The 20,604-nt window shown below is 72.9% G+C and carries 20 protein-coding genes; 13 read left to right on the top strand and 7 right to left on the bottom strand.

Translation table 11 applies throughout. The features are described from left to right. Positions 1-610: 610 nt before the first annotated feature. Positions 611-748, top strand: coding sequence for a hypothetical protein (locus ACFVUY_RS42345; protein ID WP_387737276.1), 138 nt, complete (start codon positions 611-613; stop codon positions 746-748). A 704-nt stretch (positions 749-1,452) separates the two neighbouring features. On the opposite strand, the gene ACFVUY_RS42340 is transcribed toward ACFVUY_RS42345, so the two are convergent. The 6 genes from ACFVUY_RS42340 to ACFVUY_RS42315 form a co-directional block, all read right to left on the bottom strand. Continuing rightward, complete coding sequence (locus tag ACFVUY_RS42340; RefSeq protein ID WP_387737275.1) at positions 1,453-1,899, bottom strand: hypothetical protein; 447 nt, start codon at positions 1,897-1,899, stop codon at positions 1,453-1,455. A 224-nt stretch (positions 1,900-2,123) separates the two neighbouring features. Continuing rightward, the gene (locus ACFVUY_RS42335; RefSeq protein WP_387737274.1) at positions 2,124-3,104 is read right to left on the bottom strand and encodes a hypothetical protein; all 981 of its coding nucleotides are present in this window, start codon (positions 3,102-3,104) and stop codon (positions 2,124-2,126) included. A gap of 3 nt (positions 3,105-3,107) precedes the next feature. Then, on the bottom strand, positions 3,108-3,515 hold the full coding sequence (locus ACFVUY_RS42330; RefSeq protein ID WP_387737273.1) for a hypothetical protein: 408 nt from the start codon (positions 3,513-3,515) through the stop codon (positions 3,108-3,110). 12 nt (positions 3,516-3,527) lie between these two features. Continuing rightward, positions 3,528-4,556, bottom strand: a complete 1,029-nt coding sequence (locus ACFVUY_RS42325) for a hypothetical protein (protein ID WP_387737272.1) — start codon at positions 4,554-4,556, stop codon at positions 3,528-3,530. A 162-nt stretch (positions 4,557-4,718) separates the two neighbouring features. Beyond that, complete coding sequence (locus tag ACFVUY_RS42320) at positions 4,719-4,895, bottom strand: hypothetical protein (protein WP_387737271.1); 177 nt, start codon at positions 4,893-4,895, stop codon at positions 4,719-4,721. Then, entirely contained in the window at positions 4,895-5,122 is a 228-nt protein-coding gene (locus tag ACFVUY_RS42315; RefSeq protein ID WP_387737270.1) for a hypothetical protein, read from the bottom strand. Before ACFVUY_RS42315 ends, ACFVUY_RS42320 begins: the two co-directional genes overlap by 1 nt. Before the next feature lie 367 nt (positions 5,123-5,489). On the opposite strand from ACFVUY_RS42315, the gene ACFVUY_RS42310 reads away from it, so the two are divergent. The 9 genes from ACFVUY_RS42310 (at position 5,490) to ACFVUY_RS42270 (ending at position 12,775) form a co-directional block, all read left to right on the top strand. Further along, entirely contained in the window at positions 5,490-6,236 is a 747-nt protein-coding gene (locus tag ACFVUY_RS42310) for a GntR family transcriptional regulator (protein WP_387737269.1), read from the top strand. A gap of 24 nt (positions 6,237-6,260) precedes the next feature. Then, entirely contained in the window at positions 6,261-6,815 is a 555-nt protein-coding gene (locus ACFVUY_RS42305) for a UTRA domain-containing protein (protein WP_387737268.1), read from the top strand. A gap of 76 nt (positions 6,816-6,891) precedes the next feature. After that, positions 6,892-8,094, top strand: coding sequence for a hypothetical protein (locus tag ACFVUY_RS42300; RefSeq protein ID WP_387737267.1), 1,203 nt, complete (start codon positions 6,892-6,894; stop codon positions 8,092-8,094). 5 nt (positions 8,095-8,099) lie between these two features. After that, complete coding sequence (locus tag ACFVUY_RS42295; protein WP_387737266.1) at positions 8,100-8,237, top strand: hypothetical protein; 138 nt, start codon at positions 8,100-8,102, stop codon at positions 8,235-8,237. Positions 8,238-8,337: 100 nt separating this feature from the next. After that, positions 8,338-8,943: a hypothetical protein gene (locus ACFVUY_RS42290; RefSeq protein ID WP_387737265.1), complete on the top strand. Its 606-nt coding sequence runs from the start codon at positions 8,338-8,340 to the stop codon at positions 8,941-8,943. Positions 8,944-8,948: 5 nt separating this feature from the next. Further along, a complete protein-coding gene (locus ACFVUY_RS42285; protein ID WP_387737264.1) occupies positions 8,949-9,188 on the top strand; it encodes a hypothetical protein in 240 nt (79 codons plus the stop codon). 234 nt (positions 9,189-9,422) lie between these two features. Next, positions 9,423-11,501, top strand: a complete 2,079-nt coding sequence (locus tag ACFVUY_RS42280; protein WP_387737277.1) for a protein rep — start codon at positions 9,423-9,425, stop codon at positions 11,499-11,501. Further along, entirely contained in the window at positions 11,498-11,725 is a 228-nt protein-coding gene (locus ACFVUY_RS42275) for a hypothetical protein (protein ID WP_387737263.1), read from the top strand. The genes ACFVUY_RS42280 and ACFVUY_RS42275 overlap by 4 nt, the downstream gene beginning before the upstream one ends. An 87-nt stretch (positions 11,726-11,812) precedes the next feature. Then, positions 11,813-12,775: a hypothetical protein gene (locus tag ACFVUY_RS42270; RefSeq protein ID WP_387737262.1), complete on the top strand. Its 963-nt coding sequence runs from the start codon at positions 11,813-11,815 to the stop codon at positions 12,773-12,775. 134 nt (positions 12,776-12,909) lie between these two features. Here ACFVUY_RS42270 and mobF read toward each other — a convergent pair whose 3' ends face one another. Continuing rightward, the gene (mobF, locus tag ACFVUY_RS42265) at positions 12,910-17,061 is read right to left on the bottom strand and encodes a MobF family relaxase (protein WP_387737261.1); all 4,152 of its coding nucleotides are present in this window, start codon (positions 17,059-17,061) and stop codon (positions 12,910-12,912) included. Positions 17,062-17,497: 436 nt separating this feature from the next. On the opposite strand from mobF, the gene ACFVUY_RS42260 reads away from it, so the two are divergent. From ACFVUY_RS42260 to ACFVUY_RS42250, 3 genes are all read left to right on the top strand, one after another. Then, positions 17,498-18,385 carry a hypothetical protein gene (locus ACFVUY_RS42260; protein WP_387737260.1) on the top strand — a complete coding sequence of 296 codons (888 nt, stop codon included), beginning with the start codon at positions 17,498-17,500 and terminating at the stop codon, positions 18,383-18,385. Positions 18,386-18,802: 417 nt separating this feature from the next. After that, on the top strand, positions 18,803-19,432 hold the full coding sequence (locus ACFVUY_RS42255; protein ID WP_387737259.1) for a ParA family protein: 630 nt from the start codon (positions 18,803-18,805) through the stop codon (positions 19,430-19,432). After that, the gene (locus ACFVUY_RS42250; protein WP_387737258.1) at positions 19,429-20,568 is read left to right on the top strand and encodes a hypothetical protein; all 1,140 of its coding nucleotides are present in this window, start codon (positions 19,429-19,431) and stop codon (positions 20,566-20,568) included. The genes ACFVUY_RS42255 and ACFVUY_RS42250 overlap by 4 nt, the downstream gene beginning before the upstream one ends. The last annotated feature ends 36 nt before the right edge of the window (positions 20,569-20,604 follow it).

The raw sequence follows: 20,604 nt of genomic DNA, 5'->3' as shown, positions 1-20,604 counted from the left end.
ACTTCTGCGAGGAGCACCTGCCGGCGGAGTGCAGCCCGCCCGGCCGCTGGAACGGCTGACGGAACGGACTTCTGCGGGGCCTCGGCGGTCGGTGCCGGGGCCCCGCGGCCTGTAGTCGGGGGTGTAGTCGGCGCATCGGTGCAGGTCGGCGGCATGGAGTTGGCCACGACCGGAGCGGGGGAGTGGGTTCGTACGACCAATCTTGCGAGATTACCCGTGACAGGTTGGTGGGGTGGTCGTTGGCAGGGCATGGATGTGACTGAGGCGGGAAGTGGTCGGCACCGGCGTCCGAGGGAGCCGGTGCCGGAGTGGGAGCCGCAGCCGGTGCCGGAGTGCGGGTGTGGGGGGTGTGACTCGGAGGCGTGGTGGCCGTCGTGTCGGCCGAGGCCGGATTTCTCGGAGTGGGAGGAGCGGCGGAGGGAGCTGGAGGTCGAGTGGGCGCGGGTGGCGGCGCTTCCGCCGGCCCGGCATCGGCGGCCGCGGCTGGAGGAGCTCCCGGTGTCCGTGCCCGCGTGTGTGGAGGAGGGGGTGGAGCTCCTGGCCGAGGTGGTCTCGCTCGCGGCCCGGCGGGCTCGGCGGGAGGGGGGCCGGGGATGAGCTCGGCGTCCTGGTGCTCGTCGACGAGGAGGACCGGGCCGTCGCCGACCCGGCCGGCGGTCCGCGCCCGCTGCGCGTGCTGATCCCTGCCGGGCCGTACGGGACACCCGGGGTGCTGCTGCGCGACGGACGGGGGTCCGTGGGGAAGTAGTCGGGGGTTGTCCTGGGTGGTTGTCCCGGGCGCTGACCAGCGCGGACGTGGGACAACCGGGGCTAGCCCGGAGCAACCCCCTGGGCAACCTCGGAGGCAACCGCTGGGGCAACCTCCCGGGCAACCTCAGGAGCAACCTCCGAGGCAACCAGGTCAGGGCTGGCGGGCAAGCTTGCGAGATTACCCGCCCCACCGGCACGGGGTGTGTCGGTGGGCCCGGTACGGCGGTACGGCCGTGCCGGGTTGGGGTTGGGGGCCGGTGTCCGACGGGGTGCCGGCCTTTCGCGCGCTCGGCTCGCCGTCGTCCTGCCCCAGGGGTCGGGCCGTGCGGGGGGTCCCCTCGGTGGGCGGCATCTCGGTGGGGCCGCCGTCGTCCGGGCCCGAGCGACTCGGCCGCCGCCAGGCGGTCGACCCGGCGAAGAAGTTTTCGGCGGCCCGGAGCTTGCGGAGGGGCGGTGAAAAGTTCTTGGGCGGGCTTGGTCGAGCGGGTTCGGTCGTCGGTGGCAGGGTGCGGAGGCCGTCTGCCGAGGGGACCCCCCGCTGGTCTGAGCCCGCACCACCCACTCGTCGGTCACATGATCGCCAGGCCCCCGGTCCCCTTGGAGGTGGTCGGGGGGTCCGGGGGGGCGGAGCCCCCCGGGATCGGTGACGCGAGCGTGCGCACCCTCCGGCGGCAGGGCAGGGAGGCGGGCGGGAGGCCTCGGTCAGCGCGGGGTGGGCGGGGCGGCGTTGAGGCTGGCGAGGAGGGAGGCGAGCGGTTGGCCGGTGGGCAGGGGGAGGGGGGTGTGGGTGGCGGTCGGGGGGACGTACGGGCGGGGCGGGGGCAGGGCGCCGGGGAGGTGGGTGAGCCACTGGTAGAGGAGCCAGCTGCCGAGGACGACGGCCGCAATGGTGACGGCGAGTGACCGGGGCGACTTGGTGATCGCTTCGGCGAGCTCGTGGCGCAGGGGCTTGGGGTGGGGTGTCCACGGGGGCGGGGGCGGGAGGTAGCGGGGTGGCGTCGGCGGGGGGCCGACGCGGGTGATGCTCTGCTGTTCGGGGGTCCGCCCGTCGTGGGCCGAGTTGATGTGGCGGTGCTGTTCGTCCTCGGCCTCGTAGCGGTAGGTGTGGTCGCTGATGGTGCGGCAGACCCCGCAGCGGTACGTGTACAAGATCGCGATCCCCTTCCGGCAGGGGTGTAGTCGGGGCGTGTAGTCGGGGTGTAGTCGGGGCTGTAGTCGTGTAGTTGTCGCAGGTCAGCGGCCGGGTGTAGTCGGTGCCGGCGGGGGCCTGGTCCTCCTCGGGGGAGAGGGGTTGGAAGGGGCTGTCCGAGCATGGCAGAGCCCCCGTCCGGCCGGGGCCGAACGGGGGCTTTGGGGTGGTGAACGGGGCGGTGTCAGACGGCCTCGGGGGTGCGGTCGATGACGGCCTGGGGAGGCAGTCGGGGAGGGCGGCCGAGATGGGTGGTGAGGCCGGCCGCGGAGAAGCCGGTGGAGACGGCCTTCTTGGGGTCCTTGGTGGGCACCCGGATGGACTTCTCGGTGGTGAGGCCGGCGGCCCGGAGGACGGGCCCGAAATCCCGGGTCGTGTACTCGGTGTAGTGGCCGTGGCGTTGGAGGGAGGAGAGGACCTCGGAGAGGTGGACGTGGCCGCGGCCTTCGTCGCTCTGCGCGCGCAGGGCCACCATGTGCTCGACGGTGATGGCGAGCTCGGCCGGGGAGAGGGGCGGGTAGGTGGTCGGCTCGGGCTGCTCCTGGTCGTCGTCGGCGACGTCCAGGTCGTCGTAGGCGGGGGCCGGGTGGGCGTCCCGGGTGCCGGCCTCGGCCGAGCTCTCCCCCTCCTTCTCCTCCTCCCCCTTCTTCTTGGCGGGGGCGTGGATGAGGGCGGCGATCCACCAGCCGCCGAGCAGGAGGCCGATGCCGGGCTCGATCAGGGGCCGGGCCAGCGACCAGATCAGCGGCCCGCCGACGACCAGGGTGATGGCGGCGCCGGCCGCGACCTCCCAGAACTTGGCGCGCTTGATCTTGCTGGCTGCCTTCGCCTGTTCCAGGCGGACCTGGTGGACCGTGACCTTCTTGGTCTCCTGGGCGCGGACCATCGCGGCGCGCTTGTCGGCGTCGGGCTCGTCGTTGAGCTTCTTGGTGAAGGCCGCTTCGGCCTCGGCCTCGGCGGCGGCGGCCAGTTCGGTCTGCTTGGCCTGGAGGGCGGCGGCCTCGGCGCGACGCTCGCGCTGGGGGGCGGTGAGCTTGCGGACGAGGACCGGGGTGCCGGTGATCCAGCCGCTGATGGGCCACCCGAGGGTGGCGACGATCCGCATGCGGTGGCCGGGGACGGCGCGCGGGGTGGGGAACAGCTTCTCGGGGAGGATTTTCTGCATGGCTCAGCCCACGATCGAGGTGAGGATGCCGGTGAAGAAGGAGCCGGGGATGGCCCACAGTCCGCCGGCGTAGACGAACAGGGAGGGGCTGACGGCGCCGAGCAGGGCGTCTTTCCACGCGCGGGGCGCGAGCCCGAACACCGCGATGGTGGCCAGGGCGGCGGTGGCGCCCGGCTGCCAGTCCCCGATGGTGGCGTTGCCGTGGAACGCCTGGTTCAGCTGGGTGCCGATGGCGGGCAGCTGCTGGAAGGCCGCGCCGGCGTTGGAGGCCAACAAGCCGATGGTGTACGACCAGTAGGGGACGTTGTCCGGCTTGACGGTGATCTTGTTCTTCCCGCGGACACCGACGTAGAGGTAGAAGGTGGCGACCGTCGCGGCGCCGCCGCTGCCGAGGGCGATGAGGCTGCTCATGATGTGTGTCCTTTACCGGTAGAGGGGGAGGGCGGCGATGAGGTGGCCGAGGCCGAGGGCGACGGCGAGGCCGGAGGCGACGGGGATGCGCACGATGGTCAGCAGCACGAGGCGTCCGGTGCCGCGGACCTCGGTCACGCGCAGGCGGCCGCGGTCGCGCAGGTAGGTGTCGGCGGTCCAGCCGACGGTGGCGACGAACATTCCGACCCAGGGGCCGCCGGTGCTGAGCAACGGGACGAGGCCGATGGAGTAGCCGGCGGTCGCGCTGATCGCGGTGAGCGTGCACCAGCGGCGGAAGCGGCGGTAGCGGTTGGAGGAGCCAGCCTTGGCGCGGGCGGCCCGGAGGCGTTCGCGGCGGTTCCGCTGCCTGGTCTCGCGCTGGTCGGCGAGCTGCTGGCGGCGGTGGCGCAGGTCGCGCTGCTTGGGGGTCTCCCCGGCCGCGGCGCGGACGTGGTCCTCCCGGATCCGGGCGCGCTGCTTGTGCAGCTCGTGCTCGGTCTCCAGGCGGACGGCCTTCTCCTCGGGGGTCTCGGTGATCCGGTCGGCGAGCCGGTCGATCAGGCTGAGGAGGTCGGTGTGCTGCGGGGGGCCGGGAACGAGGACGTCCTCGACGCGGTGCCGCGCGTCGGCTTCGGTCTTGGTCTCCCCGACCTTGCCGAAGGCGGCGTCCATCCGGGCGCGCTCGCTGGCGAGCCGGGTCTCGTACTCGACCTGCTGGCGGGCGGCGCGCTGGGCCGGGGTCTCGGTGAAGAGCTGGTCGATCGTCTCGCCGACCGCCGAGGCGATCGTGGTGGCCTGCTCGGCGAAGACGGCGCGGGCCGGGGCCCAGAAGGCCTCGGCAGCGGCCGCGACGGAGGCGGCCTGGACGGCCTGGCCGTGGCCGGTGCCGATCGGGACCGGGGTGTAGACGGTGGTACCGGAGGCGGGAGAGGGGATGCGGGGGCCGTCCTTGCGCCACCACTCCCCGACCACGACGGAGTCGAGGTCGGAGGCGGGGGTGCCGGCGGTGGGCGGCTCGGAGGGGGGCGGAGGAATCGTCATCGGTCCCACCCGCCCCGGCGGATCAGCTCACGGACGCACAGGACAGCCAGCACGAAGTCCGCCGCGAGGAAGAACAGGCACAGCATGTAGCCCATGGGGATCTCCCAGGTCAGGGGCGGTGCACACCCCGGGATGTGAAGGGGTGTGCACCACCGGGGCGGGTCAGGAGGAAGGGCGGCCGAGGTGGTCGACGCTGTGGTCGGTGCGCGGGGCGTGGATCACGCGGCCGGAGGCGCGGGCCTCGTCGTAGTCGGCGCCGGTCCAGGTGCGGCCGGCGGAGTCGACGTGGTCCGGGGTGTCGGTGCGGGTGCTGGGCTTCGACTCGGAGCGACCGAACATCAGGCGTCGCCGCCGATCCGGCCGGTGAGCACGAACGGCTCGCCGTCGACAACGCACATGGCGCGGAAGTGCGGGCCGCCGTAGTCGCTGACCTGGAGTTTGTTGCACCAGGACTCGCACATCAGGGCGCTGACGGTGCCCACGGACACCGGGGCGGCGACCTGGTAGGCAACGCCGTCGCGGGTCACGGCGCCCACCAGCGGCAGCTCGGTGATGAGGCGGCTCACTTCGGACCGCCGCTCTTGCCGGTCTGCACGGTGAGCACGCGGTCGGCGCCGGCGGCGGCCTGGGCGCGGTCCTTGGGGGTGATCGGGGGGACGGGGGTAGCGTTGGCCATGACTGGCACCTCTCTCGGAGGGATCTGCGCTGGTCACAGCCCCGCCCGCGATCTGTGGAAGGTGATCGGGCGGGGCTTTCGCATGCCGCGGCAAGGTCACCTTCCGGAGCCAATTGGCCTCGGTCGGTGGTGGCGACGAGTAAGAGAGTTCCCTATTCCGATATCGGAGTCAAGCCCCGATGTCGGTATCGCATTCTGATGTCGGTGTGCGTATGCTGTGGGCACCCGCTGAGACCAGGACCAAGGGAGAACTCGGTGTGACCAGACAGACCAAGTGGGAGCAGGCTCGTATCGACCTGCGCACCCGCATCGAGAACGGGTACTACCCGCCGGGGACGGTGTTGCCGAAGCACCCGGACCTGGCCGCGGAGCTGGGTTGCAGCGAAGGAACGGTCCGTCGGGCCCTCGACGCACTCGCCCGTGAGGGCCTGGTCAAGGGGGTGCCCGGCCGGGGTACCACGGTGCTGCCCCGCGTCACCAAGGTGTTGCGCACCGACGCGAACCGGGCGACGGCACAGACGGAGCGCGGCTTCTACGCCGACGTCCGGGACGCCGGCCTTCGGTCTCGTGTTGTCACGACTCGTGAGTACCGGCCCGCACCTGAGCACGTCGCCGAGATTCTTGGCGTGCCGGTGCGGTCCCCGCTCCTGGTCCGCGACCGGGTCCAGGGAGTGCAGGCCGAGGATGACGGGCCGGTCACAGTGCTGCAGACCGCTTGCAGTTGGTACCTGCCGGAGATCACTGAAGCGTTGCCGATCCTGTGGGAAGAGGTCACTGGGCCTGGCGGAATGCTCGCCCGGTTCGAGGAGCTCGGCCTGGTGATCGAGCAGCGTGACGACGTCATTCCGGCGCTCGCCACCAAGCAGCAGTGCGAGGTGTTGGGCCTGACGGCGCCCGCGCCGGTATGCCTGGTGACACGTACGACCCGAGACCAGAGTGGCCGGGCCCTCGAAGTGACCGACCTCGTCGTCACTGCTCGGAACGTCCTCAGCTACACCCGCTAACCCACCGAAAGGCGCAACCGAACCATGAGTACCAACAGCAACGCCGTTCAGCGAACCGCTGACAACCTCGCGGTGCAGGCCGACCAGCGCGGCTTCTACGCCGATGTGGCCGCGACCGGGCAGCCCGCGGCGGCTGCCGTCACCATCGAGGACCGTCCCGCGCCGGCCGCGATCGCCGAGCTGCTCGGCCTCGCCCCCGGCACTGCCGTGCTGGTCCGGGACCGAGTGCAGGGCGCCACCGGCCAGCTGCCGCTCCAGTGGGCGGTGTCCTACTTCTTGCCGGAGATCACCGACGCGCTGCCGGTGCTTCGGGACCTCGACACGGGGGCCGGCGGCTACCTCGCCCGGCTGGAGTCCCTCGGGCTCCAGATCGAGCAGGTCGACCACATCCGCCCGGCCCTGGCCACGGACGAGCAGCGGGGGGTGCTCCAGCTGCCGGAGCCTTCGGCCGTCGACCTGATCACGCGGGTGGACCGCGACCAGAACGGCCGCGTGGTGCACGTCATGGCGTTGGTCCGCACCGATAGGAACGTCACCATCACGGCGGTCAACCGCGTCAGCAGCAACGCCGCCGAGTAGGTCGGACAACAAAAAGTGGGCCGCCCGGCTGTACCCCGGAGCGGCCCTGTGATCCACGGAGGCAACCGTGTTCCACATGAACAAGTATGACCGGCGTGCCGCCCGGCACGCCGTGCCGGGCCCCCTGACCAGGGATGACGCCGGGACCGGCACGGCCGGTACGGCCGTGCCGGACACCCGGTACGCCGCCCAGACCGTCGGGGGAGGGGCCGTCCTGCTCCTCGGCCTCTTCTTCGTCGCCATGGCCGGGGTCGGGCTCACCGGCGCCTGGGCGACCTACCACAACATGAAGAAGGCCCTTGGCGATGGCGACCAGGCCCTCGGTCTGGTCGCGGCCGGCGAAGGCGTCGTCGGCCTCCTCGGGTTGGGCCTCATCTCGCTCACCCTGATCAGCAGGCCCTACCCGCTCCCGCTGAGGGTGGGCCTGTGGCTCATGCCGCTGGTCGGCTCCGCCATCGGCCTCAACCTGGCAAAGACCGATGTGGACCGTATCGTCTACGCCGCGACGCCGCTCGCGATGACCGCCGCGGCGGAGCTCGCCGGCTACATCGCCCGCAGCATCGTGGTTCACCGGACCGGGCATGACGCCGAGGCCGACCGCCGCACCGGAGACCTCCTGCGCCGGATCGAGTACCACCAGGCGCGCTCCAAGCAGCACCCGGACGAGAAGGTGCGCTCGGCGTCCGAGGTGGAGGCCTGGAAGCTGGCCGAGCGCGTGGGCCGCGGCGACCCCCGCCTCACCGCCGCGCTGAGCGGGTCCTACACCAGCCGCAGCACCGCCCCCGCCCTGGCCGCCCTCGACACCCTCTACGGCCGCACCCCGGCAGACCCGCAGCCGGAGCTCCCGGGCCCGGTGTCCGCCCCGGCCGCCCTCGTCGGCCCGCCGCCGATCCCGGTCGCCGTGGCCGAGGCGCCGGCACCTGTCGCGCAGCCCGCACCGGAGCCGGTGCCCGTGCCGGACGCGCGCCGCGAGGAAATCCCTGGTCAGCTCCTGTTCGACGCGGCCGACACGGAGCCCGGTACGGCCCCCGGCACGGCCGACACGGTCCAGGAGGAGGCTCCCCAGGAGCGGCCCGCCCCGCAGCCCGGAGTGCAACTCGCCGACGTCGAGCTCGACATGGTCGTGCTCATGATCCGGGCGGAGACCGACCCGCCCCGGTCCTTCCGCGCGATGCAGACCCGCTTCAGGGAGCTGGGCTACGTCGGCGGCGGCGAGAGGCTCCAGGCCGCGTGGAAGCGGGTCGGTGCCGACGACCCCATCACCACCCCGGAGGGCTGACCGCCATGACCTGCGACTACTGCGACGAGGACAAGCCGGACACCGTGCTCCGGGAGGACCCGTTCGACCTGGCGGTCAACGATCGGGTGAGGATCCGACCGTTGTGCGACGAGTGCCACCAACTCCGCTTCGACGAGAGCTGACCGGTGTCGGGGCGGCCGGGGCTACACCAGCCCCGGCCGCCCCGGGCCGGAACGCCCGAGCTGTCCCGAACTGCCCTGCCCAGCCGAGAGGATCCGCACCATGACGACCTGGACCCCCGAGACCCTCGTCCGCATCGACCACACCACCGACCGCGAGTACGCCAGCAACGGCGGCAGCCGGTACGCCACCTACGTTTGGTCCCACCGGAACCTGTTCACCGAGTTCGGCGAGCTCGGCGACGACGACTCGACCCCGGTGTCCGGCGCCGAGTTCGCGGCCGCGGCCTGGCAACTCGCCACCCCGCCCACCATGGCGCCGGCCTACGCCAGCATCCGCCCCGACATCCGGTGGATCACCGCGCACCTGGACGACGACCGGGAGCTCTACTTCGAGGTGGGAGTCCCGCTTCACCACGACCACCTCACCGCCAAGGTCCCGCGGACCGTGGACGACTGGACCACCCAGTCGCCCGTCGGGGGTGCCGACGACGGCTTCGACCACCACTTCGCGCCGGAGGGCAGGCGCCTGGCGGTAGCCACCACCGCCACCCTCTACGTCCCCGCGCAGGACTGGACCCTGCCGCGAGGGTCGGTCGCGGCTGACGACGAGCGCCTGGCCGACGTCGCCGCCGAGTACGTCGCGCACCTCGCCGACCGGATCAACCGGGACGCCGGCCGCGTCGTCGCCGACTTGGCCGGGCGGTGACGGCCATGACCACGACCGACAGCAAGGGTCGGACCACCACTGAGCGGATCGCCGCCGTCCAGCGCCACGGCGACCCGATCACCGCCCAGCAGCGGGCCGACGCGGCCGCGCTCCTGGACGACCTGCTCGCCGCTGCGGCGAGGCACGACGTCGGCATCGATGACTTCGACTGGGTGGATGACCTGCCCGGGACCTGCATCGACGTCATCACCGACAGGGACGCCCGCAAGAACCGCCGGCGCTGACAGCACGAAGGGCCGGTCCCCCGGACGGGGGACCGGCCCTGATGGTCTTCCAGATCACAACCTGCGTCTTCGTGCCGGACGCCACATTCGGCGCAGAAGTAGGGCATGATCGGACGCCAAAGGCCTGAAAAGCGAAAGGCCGGGGTGTAGGAGCCCCGGCCTCTCTAGTGGATCAGGTCCCTTAAAAAGTTCGCTTCGCCGCGATAACCACAGAAACCTGATCCCTTGGACCCGATGGTAACGGGTGCCTCCGGCATCCGCGCAACAACACAACAGAATCCGCAGGCCACCGGCCCGAATGCCGCTCCCGCTTCGGCGGTCGAGCGTCCGGCCGCCGGTGGCCATTCGCACGTCTGGACGCCGAGCGCGTGTCTGACCGAGCGGCGCCGCACCCCGAAGGGCGAGCGCCCCCGCTCCAAGGCCAGTCGGCGCGCTGCCCACCCCGGCACCCTCGCCGCCGCCCGCGAGTGGATCGAGCAGTGGGAGGCCGACGCCCCCAAGATCGACGCCCCCGCCGACCCGGCCGAGGCCCACGAGGCCTTCAAGGCCCGCTTGCGCGCCGTCCGGGCGGGCACCGCCACCGGACCGGTACTGACCGCTGGCGAGGCGTCAGCGGCCCTCTCTGCCGCCTGTGACGGCAGTGCAGAAACCACCCCCGACGGGCCGTCTAGGAACACAGAGAGCAGAGTTGCCGCTGACGCACCGGAAACCCGCGCTGACCTGGCGAAATGGGAGCGCCGGTTTGAGTTGCGCGGCGACCGCAAGCAGGCCCGGATGCGGCAGCTGGACGACGCACGGGACATCACCACCCTGCCCTCCCTGCCGAAGTGCGGTGTGAAGCCGATCGCCGGGGCCGTCGAGATCACCTACACCCCCGACGGCGACGGCGGGTTCGCCGGCTTCTTCCGCTGCGGGTCGGTCTGGTCCTGCCCAGAGTGTGCGCCGATCGTCCGGGCCCAGCGCGCCGCGGACGTCGAGCGTTACGCCGCGGCCTGGTTCGAGGCCGGCCACGGCATCGCGATGGCCACCTTCACCACCCGGCACTGGAACGGGGCCAAGCTCGACATCCAGATGGAGCGCACCACCCTGGCTTGGAAGAAACTCCAGCAAAGCCGCTGGTGGAAGGGCCCCAATGGCTTCCGCGCCCGCCACCGCGTCGTCGGCTTCGCCCGTGCCATTGAGATGACGCACAACTGGGCGAACTCCTGGCACACCCACATCCACGCAGTCCTGTGGACCGAGGAGCCGGTCTCCGAGGAGCAGGCTCGGAAGATGGAGGCGGAGCTGTACGAGCAGTGGGCCAAGCTCGCCAAGAAGGTCAAGCTCGGCGTCCCCAGCCGCAAGCACGGCGTCAAGGTCGACCCCGCCAAGCGCACCAAGAAGGGCTTCGGGGACCTTGCAAAGTACCTGGTCAAGGTGCAGGACAAGGATCTGACGCCCAAGGAGATCGCCAAGGGCAAGTCCATCGAGAAGTCGCTCGGCAACGAGTTGCTGCGCGGCGACATGAAGGCCGCCCAGCGTCAGGGCCGGACCCCCTTCGAGATCCTCCGCCGCGCACTGGAGGAGTCCGCGCCGGTACGCCGGGAGATCCGCAAGGCCGACCGCGCCCTCGCCCGCGCCCACGGGGCCGCCGACCGCGAGGCCATCGCCGCCGACAACGGTGAAGCCGGCCCCGGCATGCTCGCCCGCATCGAAGCCGCCGAACAGTGCCTCGCCACGCTGAAAAGCCGTCTGACCAGCGAATACGCTGAGGTCAAATGCTGGCAGGAGTACGAACGCGCCACCAAGGGCCACCGCATGCTCACCTGGGGCGGGGAGATCAAGGCCCGCCTCGCCGAACTCACGAGCGTCAACGAGAAGGACGACCAGGAGATCGTCACATCGGAGGACACCGCCCCGGAGAAGAAGACGATGTACCAGGTCAGGAACGAGCCGATCGCCGCAGCGATCCGCGCCGTCCCCGGCCGCCGCGGCCGACTCAAGGCCGCCGTGAAGGTCGGCTGGGACGAGAACGGTGAAGGCCTGCCCGGCGCGCAGGCCGCCGTCACCGAGCTGCTGACAGGCTGGGGCCTCACCTTCGGCATCGACTTCTGGCTGCCCCACACCGTCGACGGCGCACCCATGCCCGTCGCACCCCGCTCGCCCAAGCGCCGGGCCTCCACCGCGACCATCACCGAACTCGACGCCGCCCAACACACGCTCGGCGTCGCCCCGCGCGACTGGGTGCTGCCCGAACGCGCCGCACGCCGCGCCGCCGGACTTCCCGTCCGCGACCAGATCACCCTCACCCCCAGGAAGGACGCCACCGCATGACCCGCCGACCCCTCGGCCCAGGCTTCGACCGCGACCACCAGGACGCCGCCGACACCGAGCCGCACCGCCCCGGCCTCACCGCCGCCGAACTCGCCGCCCTCGCCGCACCGGCACGCCCCGTGCCGCCCGTGCCGGTCGACCCGGCACGCCCCGTGCCGACCGGCCGCCGACCGCTCACCACCCGCCCGGTGCCGGCCGACGACGCCGACCCGACAGTCGGCTGACCCCAGGTGCCGCTGCTCGCCGGGGCAGCGCCGCCATTGGGCGGGCAATCTCGCAAGATTGCCCGCCCCTCTGCCATCATTTCCGGTATGGGACCGACGGTGCAGTACACGGTGGCGGTGAGGGAGGAGCGGCTCCAACTCCTCGATCTGGTGGCCGACATGGCGGCGGGTGAGGAACGGGCCTGGCTCGCTGAGCAGCGGGAGGGCCACGTCGGGCTGCGCGCTGGTGAGCTCGCGCGGGCCCGTCGCGCGACCCGGGAGTCGCTGGCCGAGGAGCGGGAGAGCGGTCGCCTCGCTGGCAGTAAGGACTGGCTTCTGGTGCCCGGGGTCCGGGCGGAGCTCGCCGCCCGGGGCTGGGACCACGACTGGCCGCCGATTCCGCGGGGGGCCCTGGCCGCCGGCCGCCGCTGGGGAACGGACCCGTCCCGCTACGAGGCCCAGCACGACGAGGGCGAGACCAAGTTCCTCGGACGGCTCGGCCTCAGGCTCCCGCACGAGGTCGGCGAGCAGCTGCGCCGCGGCTGCTACTGGCACAACGCCGAGATCGAGAAGCAGCTCCAGGAGTGGGCCGACCTGTGGGGCGACGGCCCCGAGGCGATCATGCGCGAGTCCACCCGCCAGCACGGCGGGGTGACCATGCTCGCCGCGATGGGCGCCGCCCTCGCCCCCCGGCCGGACGCCGACTCGATCGCCCAGCGGGCCGAGCTCCGCGCCCAGGTCGTCACCGCCGGCGACATCATCCGCGCCGCCCTCGACCACGCCCTGACCGAAGCCCCCAAGCGCGCCCGACGCGAGCACACCCGGCTGCGCGGCGCCGCCGCCCGCGCCGAGCGCGAGGCCACCTACGCCGCCGGCCGCGCCGAGGAAGCCCGAACCGAACAGCAGAAGGCCGAAGCCGCCGGCCGGGCCGAAGAGGCGGCGGAGGCCGAGAAGAGGGCCACGTGGTGGGTGAGCACGGCCAAGCAACGCCGCTTCGACGCCGAACGCCTCACCGCCCGGGCCGACCACGTACGCGACCTGATCAGTGAGTTGAAGACCCCTCGGACCTGACTTCTCCCCGGTCTCCCCGAACTCCGGCGGCCGGGGACTTTGGCGACCAATCTTGCAAGATTACCCGCCACTGCCCGGGGTCCCGACTCCGTGCCGACCCGTGTCGGTCGACCGGCACGGTGTGACGGTGCTGGTCAGCGGCCGATGCTGGGTCCGGACCGGCCTTGAGTGGGCGGCTCGTACCGGTACTCGTACTGCTGGGCCCGTTCGGCGGCCGCCGCCTGCTCGGCGGCCCGCCGCTGGTTGGCCGCGCGGATCGCGGCGGTGCGCTCGACGGCCTCGGTGGTGCGGCGCCCGGCGGGCAGCTGCTCGCGCACCACCGCCTCCCCGCGAAGGTCGGCCGCACGCTGGTCGAACTGCTCGGCGGAGCGCCGCTGGGTGCCGGCCTCGGTGACCAGGCGCTGGTACTCCCTCTGATCGCGGCGCTCCAGGCGCTCGCCGAGGTCGGGCAGCTTCGCCCGCTCGGCGGCGACCCGCTGCTCGACCGACCCGTACACCGGGCCCGTCACGGCGTCGACCTCGGCCTTGGCCTGGCGGCGCAGGTCGACGTCCTGGGCGCGCAGGGCGAGGGCCTGCTGTCGCAGCGGCTCGATCTGCGCGGTGCGCTCGTCCACGCGCTGGCGCAGGGCATCGGCGGCCTCCAGCATCCCCACGCGCTGAAGGAAAACCGCAGACCGCTTGAGGGCGGCGCGCTCGCGGATCCGCCGCTCGACCTGCATCTCCTCGCGGTTGGTGGCGTACAGCCCGGCGATACGGACGTCGACCTCGGCCGCGGCCCGGACGGCGGCGTCGGCCTGCCCGAGCAGCTGCTCGGCCATGTCGAGGTGGCCGGTGATTTTGGCGACCCGCTGGGGGCCGGGCGCCTGGTCGGTGCCCAGCACCGCACCGAGCCGGTCCGCTCGCAGGTCGAGCTGGCGGGCCTCGGCGCGGGCCTGCCGAGCGTCGGCCTCGGCCCGCTCGGCGCGCCCCGCCAACGCGCCGGTGGCCACGGTGCCGTGTGGGCGCTCACGCCACCCGGGGATCTGCTGCGCGCGGCGGACCTCTTCGAGGCGGGCGTCCAGCTCGGCCAGGGCCCGACGGATCTCCTCGGGGCTGGGCTTCTCGTGGGGAGCCTCGGCAGGCGGCGCGACCGGTTCCGGGGGCAGTACGCGGCCGATCCGGAAGCCGTCCGCAGAAGCCTCCTGACGCTGCGCTGGGACGTCGCCGGGCCCGTGCCGGTGCAGGTCAGAGACCGGCACACCCCCCGGCACGGGAGGCGGCACGGCCCGTTCGGTGGCCCGCTCGGCGGCGAGCTCGTCCACCACCATGACGTCCTCGGAGCCGCGCTCAAGCTGGCGCCCGTACGCGGCCACCGCCCGGTCCAGGCGCTCGACGGCGGAACGTGGCTGGCCGAGTGTCAGGCGGGTGACGTCGTCCTCCAGCTCGGCGAGCGGCAGCCACAGGTGGGTCTCCTGCCGGGCCCGGGAGAGCGCCGGGTAGAGGCTGTGGGCGTCCGCGCCCCGGCCGGACGCGATGGTGACCTCGCTGGTCAGGCCCTGGGCGGAGCCGATCGTCATCGCGTAGCCGTGGGTGAGGCGGCCCTCGGCGACGTCGCGCGGGCTCATCCACGCAGCGTCGGTGCGGTGGCCGCCGGCGCCGTCCGGACGGCGCCACTCGACCAGGACTCCACGCCGCGCGTCGGTCGCCAGGGCGACCCCGCGGAAGCCGTTCAGCACGTCTGGCTCGTCACCGCGGCGGGAGCGGTAGTCGTTCTGGCGGACGTGGACCAGGTCGCCGACGGCGAAGTCGATCCGGGCGCCGTCCGGGCCGCGCAGGACCAGGCCGCCGTCGAGTTCGCCGGCCGCGACCCGCAGCGCCCGGGCGCCCGCGTTGAGCTGGGCGACGTCGGCCCGGCGCGCGGCCAGCAACAGCAGCTCGGCTACCTGGCCGTGCGGGTCAGTGGCCCACCGGGTGCGGGCCGCATCCCACGTGGCCAGCATGGAGGTGTGGGCCTGATCGACGGTGTCGACGGCGTGGACGCGCCGGTGCCCGGCCAGCATTGCCAGCGCACTGGTACGCCCGCCGTCCCGCCACGCCCGCAGCGCCTCCCGCTCGACCGGATCGGTCTGACGGCGGTTCTCCGAGAGCGTCAGGCCGTCGACGATCTGGTGGATCCGGGCGAAGCCGCCGCCGATCCCGACCGCGCGGAGTTGGAGCGGGTCGCCGATGGTGACCACCTTGGTGTCGGTGGTGGCGGCGTGCCGGAGCAGCGCGGCAAGCGCCCGGTCGTCGGCCATCGCGCCCTCGTCCAGGACCAGGACGCCGACGCCGTCCAGGCCGCGGCCGCCGGAGATGTCGCGGGTCCACGCCGCGATCGTCCGGGAGTCGATCCCGGCCTCGGCCGCGAGGTTTGCCGCGGCAACGGCTGCCGTGCTGGCGCCGACCACCCGAAGGCCGGCGGCCTCCCACCCCGCCCGGGCGGCCTGCATCGAGCTGGTCTTGCCCGCCCCCGCGACGCCGACCACGGAATCCACCGCGTGACCGGCGGTCAGCAGCCGCACGATCACCGCCCGCTGCTCGGCGGAGAACCGGAAGCGCCTGGCCGCCGTCGACTTCGCGGCCTCGACGGTGGCGATCGTCATCCCCGCGGCCTCCGGGGTGAGCTGGGCCAGGCCCCGACCGAGACCGGTCGCCGCGGTCCTGATGATCGTGCTCTCCGCCAACAGAACGGAGGTGTGGGTGTAGCGCTGGCGGTGGACCTGGTGGTGCCGGGTCGAGTCGCTCAGCCGGACCGCGTGACCGTCGACGGCGAGGACCTGGTCCACGAGCTGGGTGAGCTGCTCGACGGAATCCAGATAAGGCAGCTGCTGCACCACTGCGGACAGCACGTGCGTGTGCCCGACCACCTTCCGCGCGGCGACCAGGCCGTGTTCCAGGTCGTCCCAGATTTGGGAGGCGACCTGCTCAGGGGTGGGAAGCACCGGGCCGTCTGGCCCGCCGACCGCCCCGGAGCCGGGCCCGCCCGGGCCGGGCAGCACCGTGCGGACCATCGTGTCGACCGCCCGGCCGGCCTCGGCGAGCACCACCAGGCGCTCGCCGTCGAGCAGGCTGGAGACGTCCCCGGCCATCGTGGCCACCGCCCGGGCCCGCCAGCTCGTACGCTCGGCGGTCTGGTCGGTCTTGCCCTCGGCGCTGCGCCGCGCGGCGCTTTTCTGCTGGTCGCGAGTGGCCTCGGGGCCAGCTTCGCGCAGGACCTGGGCGTGACGCTGGGAGAACGCCGTCCGCAGGCCTTCGTCCACGCCCGCGAGCTCCCACGCCCCGGTCGTCGCGGACCGCTCGAACCGGGCGCCGTGCCGCTCGGTCAGCTTCTTCCTGAGGAGGCCCTCGGCCACCTCGTTGGTCAGATGCGCGTGCCGCAGCAGATCCTCGGCGCCGGCCGCGATGGTCCGCCACCGGCCGTCGACTCCCTTGGCCATGTGCGCGATGGAGACGTGGACGTGCAGGTGTGGGTCGCCGACCGCGCCCTTCACCGGGCGGGCGGAGCGGTGCAGGGTGGTCCAGCCGAGCAGACCGGAGGTGGCGACCCGCTCGGCGTGCTGGCCGGAGCCGTGGTGGCCAGCCATCCCGTACGCCGTCCACCCCTCCAGCGCGGCGACCGCCTCCCCGACGGAGGCCAGCCACTCCTCTTCGATGGTGGCCGCCAGCTCGCCCCCGGCCAGCGCCCACGCGGTCGAGATGCTCTTGGGCAAGTCCAAAACGACGTCGACGCCGCGCAGGCCGACGTCGACGTGACGCCCGGCGTAGGGCCGGGCCTCGCCGACGACGTCGGCGCCGTACAGCCCCTCGGCGGTGAGGCCGGCGGCGGCGGCCAGGCGCTCGACGTCGGCGAGCGGGAGCAGGTGCCGCTCCCCTTCCCGGCGCACACCGCGCCCGGCACGGGCCAGCCGCTCGGCAAGCGGACCGCCGCCGAGGTACGCGGCCGCGGTGACGCCGTCCGCCTCGGCGAGCGCGGCAACGGCGTCCACCAGGACGTGCGCGGGAAGCTTGCCGCGGGGGTCCAGGACGCGCTTGCGGGCCACCAGCTGCTCGCCGGTGCGCGGGTCGCGACCGTCCATCAGCGCCCGGGCGGCCTCCGGGTCGACGGCTTCGCCGGCGGTCAGGCCGACCTCGGCCAGGCCGCCGCCGATCCACCGCAGGTCCCGCTCGGAGGCGAGCCGGTACTCGACCTGGGCGTCCCGCTCGACGTCGCAACCGCACGATCGGGACAGCCGGTAGTCCACCTGCTCGGGGGCCCGGATCGGCGTCACCCACCCCACCCCGGCCCACCCCCTCGCTTGCCTGCGGCCGCCCCCGGCGGACCATGATCACGTATCGAAGATACCTGGAGTGCTCTTCAGTACCTTGATCGATACCCGCTAGATCATCTTCGAACCTTGGTGGATGCCTTGGTGAGGGGATGTTGATCATTGGTGGCGGCATTCGTCGGTAGCTCGGTCATGGTGGTCGGTCACTGTCGGACGCGCTGATGAGGGACCGTGCCGGGTGGTCCGACACAGTCGGCACGGGGCGTGCCGGAGCACCGGCACGGTCCCTCGGTGGCGGTGGTGAAGAAGGGGAGGGAATCTCGGGGAGCCGATGGCGGCTAATCTCGCAAGATTGGCCGCCATCAAGCTGATGGCTTGTCAGGCTTGTACGGATGTCCGTACAGTCGGCTGTACGTAGTCCAGTACAGGAGGTTCGGCGATGTTGCAGACCGTCCGTCACGACGATCCCGGGGCCGGGGGCCGCTACAGCTCGGAGGTGCTGACGGTGGTCGGCCACGACGACCGGGAGCTGCTCCCGGGCGCCGAGCTCGCGGACGCCGGGGAGTTCACCCACGCGGTGCTGGCGGGCCTGGTCCTGCTGCGCCGGCTGGAGACGTACGGCAGCATCCAGGGCCCGGACGAGGACGGGGCCGCGGTCCGGCACCTGGTGGCGGTCCTGGAGACCCGGCTGCTGCCCCGCCTGGAGGGCCTGCGGGACGCCTTGGTTCGCGTCCACCAGGAGGGGGAGCTCGGCACCTACGCCGCCCTGGCGGCCGCGCTCGGGGTCGCGCGCTCCACCGTCTCAACCCGGGTGGCGGCGCTGCTGGCCCGCGGCCCGGGAGAGGGGGAGCGGTGGGCCACTGGCGCGCTCGTGCCCGTCGTGCCGCTCGTCCTGTCGACCGAGGACGCGCTGACGCAGGTGCAGCCGCTGCTGCTCGCGCTCACGGCTGGCACCGCCACCCGGGGCCAGGCCCTGGAGGCGGCCGGGCTGCTGCGCCTGCTCGCGGTCAGGGGCGGCTGGTCCCCGGGCCGCGAGCTCGCCGGCAGTGGGGACGCGTGGTTCGACCTGATGTGCCAGGTCTTGCGCGACGGGCCGCAGGTCCGCACGGCCGGGGACCTGCGGGCACTGGTCCCCGGCCAGGCCCCCGAGGAGCTGCTGCCCGGGTACGGCATGGACCTGCTGCCCGCCGTCCTGCCCGACGACGGCCGCGTGCCGGTCCTCGTCTACCGGCCCGGCACGACCGCGATGGGCCTGCCCGCCGCCGCAAGGCACGGGGAGGGCGCCCTGCGGCAGGCCGCCGACATCTTCCTGCGCCTGCCGGTCTGACCCACCGTCCCGGTCGGAGGAAACGGCCGGCGGTCGGTCGGACGCACGGGCGCCGCAGGCCCCCGGAATCCAGGCCGCTGAACCGCCCACACCCCCTGCCAGGACTGGATGTCGGAATTCCCAGGCCTTGGTGGACGGGGTCTGACCAGCACGGATGCCGGGGGCGGCCGACAGGCTGAGGGAGCGACGTCAGGGGCTACGTCAGGAGTCGCAGGAGGAGTCACGGCAGGAGCTGCGTCAGGAGTCCCGCCCGCCCGGCACACCCCGGTACGGGGGCGGCACACCCCGGCACGGGGCTGGGGGAACGCGAACGGCCCCCGGCGGACCGGGGGCCGATCATGCTGATTCCACCCGTACGGTACCGCGGGCGGCGTTGCCGGTCGGGACGTCGGTCGGGCCGGGGCTAGCGTGTCGCCCATGCTGATTGCCCTCGTGAACTACAAGCCGGGGAGCGGTAAGTCGACCACCGCCGGGTGGCTGGCCAGCGCGATCCACGAAAGGCCCGACGATCCGCCCGTCGCCCTGGTCGACGCCGACCGCTCCCGGGCCGTCGCCGACTGGCACGAGATCGCCCCGTTCCCGTTCGCTGTGCACCGGGTCGCCCGGCCGCAGGCGCACATCCTGATCCCCGAGTTGGTCCCGGCCGGGCACGACGTGGTGGTCGACTGCCCGCAGGCGGAGGACCACGCTGACATCGTGCTGTCCGTGCTGCAGCTTGCGGACGCGGTGATCGTGCCGACCAGTACCAGCTCGTTCGAGTTGCCGCGCACGGTCGACACGTACCGGTTCCTGGAGGACGCCCGGCGGGACCTGGGCCGGCCGCTGCCGACGGTGGTGTCGATGAACCGCGCCGACCCGAAGGACCCGAAGTACAACCAGGAGGTGCGGGACGACTTGGTGAAGGCCGGCTTCACCGTGCTGGCCACGGAGATCCCCGCGCACCGCAAGTACCACAAGGCGTGGGGCAGGCCGATCCGTGCCCGGATGACCCACTACGACCGCGTCCTCACCGAGATCAGGAACATGAAGATCGGAGTCACCCCGTGACCGCAGCCGCAGCCCGCCGCGACACCGACCGGTCGGACCGCTCGCGCGTCTCGCTGGTCCAGGACCTGCCCGACCTCGATGAGGTGGTGGAGGGGACCGGAGACCTGTCGGCGATGGAGCGTACGAACCTCGCCGCGGCTGAGTCGGCGATCGAGACGTTCCAGGCGTCCGGCTGGGCGGCCGGGCAGGCGCTGGCGGTCATCGCGAAGGGACACCTCCACCGCGCCACCCACCCGGACTTCCCCGCGTACCTGTGGGACCGGTGGGGGCTCAAGCCGTCCCCGGCCTACCGGCTGATGGAGGGCTACCGGCTGGCCGCGCTGCTCGCTCCGACCACGGGCGGCCGGGGCGTGACCGGCAGCCACGTCACCAGCCTGCTCCCGGTCGTCAAGGCGGACCAGGAGCACGGGGAGCTGACCGTGGTCGCTTTGTACGCCGGCGCCCAAGTGGCGGTGAAGGAAGCCGAGCAGGGCGGGAAGGTCACGGCCGGAATGCTCGACGCGGCGGTCGCCGAGTTCGCCAAGGCGGAGAATCTGCCGACCGAGGGGACCGAGCGGGAGCAGGCGGTCACCGCGCTGGCCTACAAGGCCGTGACCTCCCTAATTAGGGAGAACTCGGGTGATGGGGACGGGAAGGGGAAGGCCGCGAAGAAGACGGGCCCGCTGCGCCTGGCGGTGCCGGAGAAGCTGACCGAGGAGCTGGACGACTGGACGAGCCAGCTGTCGGCCGGCCTCGGGATGACGCTCTCGCGGGACGCGGTGGTCGCCCGGATCGTGGAGCTCGCCCTGGAGGAGCCGGACGCCCTGGTGGCGGTGGCCCAACGGATCGAGGCCGAGTCGGCGGAGAAGATCGGCACGGCCCGGCGGTGGACGTGGACGCCGAAGGACCAGCCGCGCGGGTACATCCGGATTGCGGAGGAGAAGCCCAAGGGGCACAAAGCGGCCAAGGGCGAGCCGGAGATCCGGTGTTCCACGGTCCTGGACCACCAGGAGGCCGGGCAGGAGCCGTGCGAGGAGACCCCGGTGTGGCGGGTCACCAACCACCCGACCGGCAAGACCGCGATGGTGACCACCGTTCACTTCTGCGAGGAGCACCTGCCGGCGGAGTGCAGCCCGCCCGGCCGCTGGAACGGCTGACGGAACGGACTTCTGCGGGGCCTCGGCGGTCGGTGC

Source organism: Kitasatospora sp. NPDC058063 (assembly GCF_042885395.1).
Taxonomy (GTDB): Bacteria; Actinomycetota; Actinomycetes; order Streptomycetales; family Streptomycetaceae; genus Kitasatospora; species Kitasatospora lactacystinica.
Note: the sequence above shows the minus strand (reverse complement) of the source record. Positions and strands in the feature narration are given on the sequence as shown.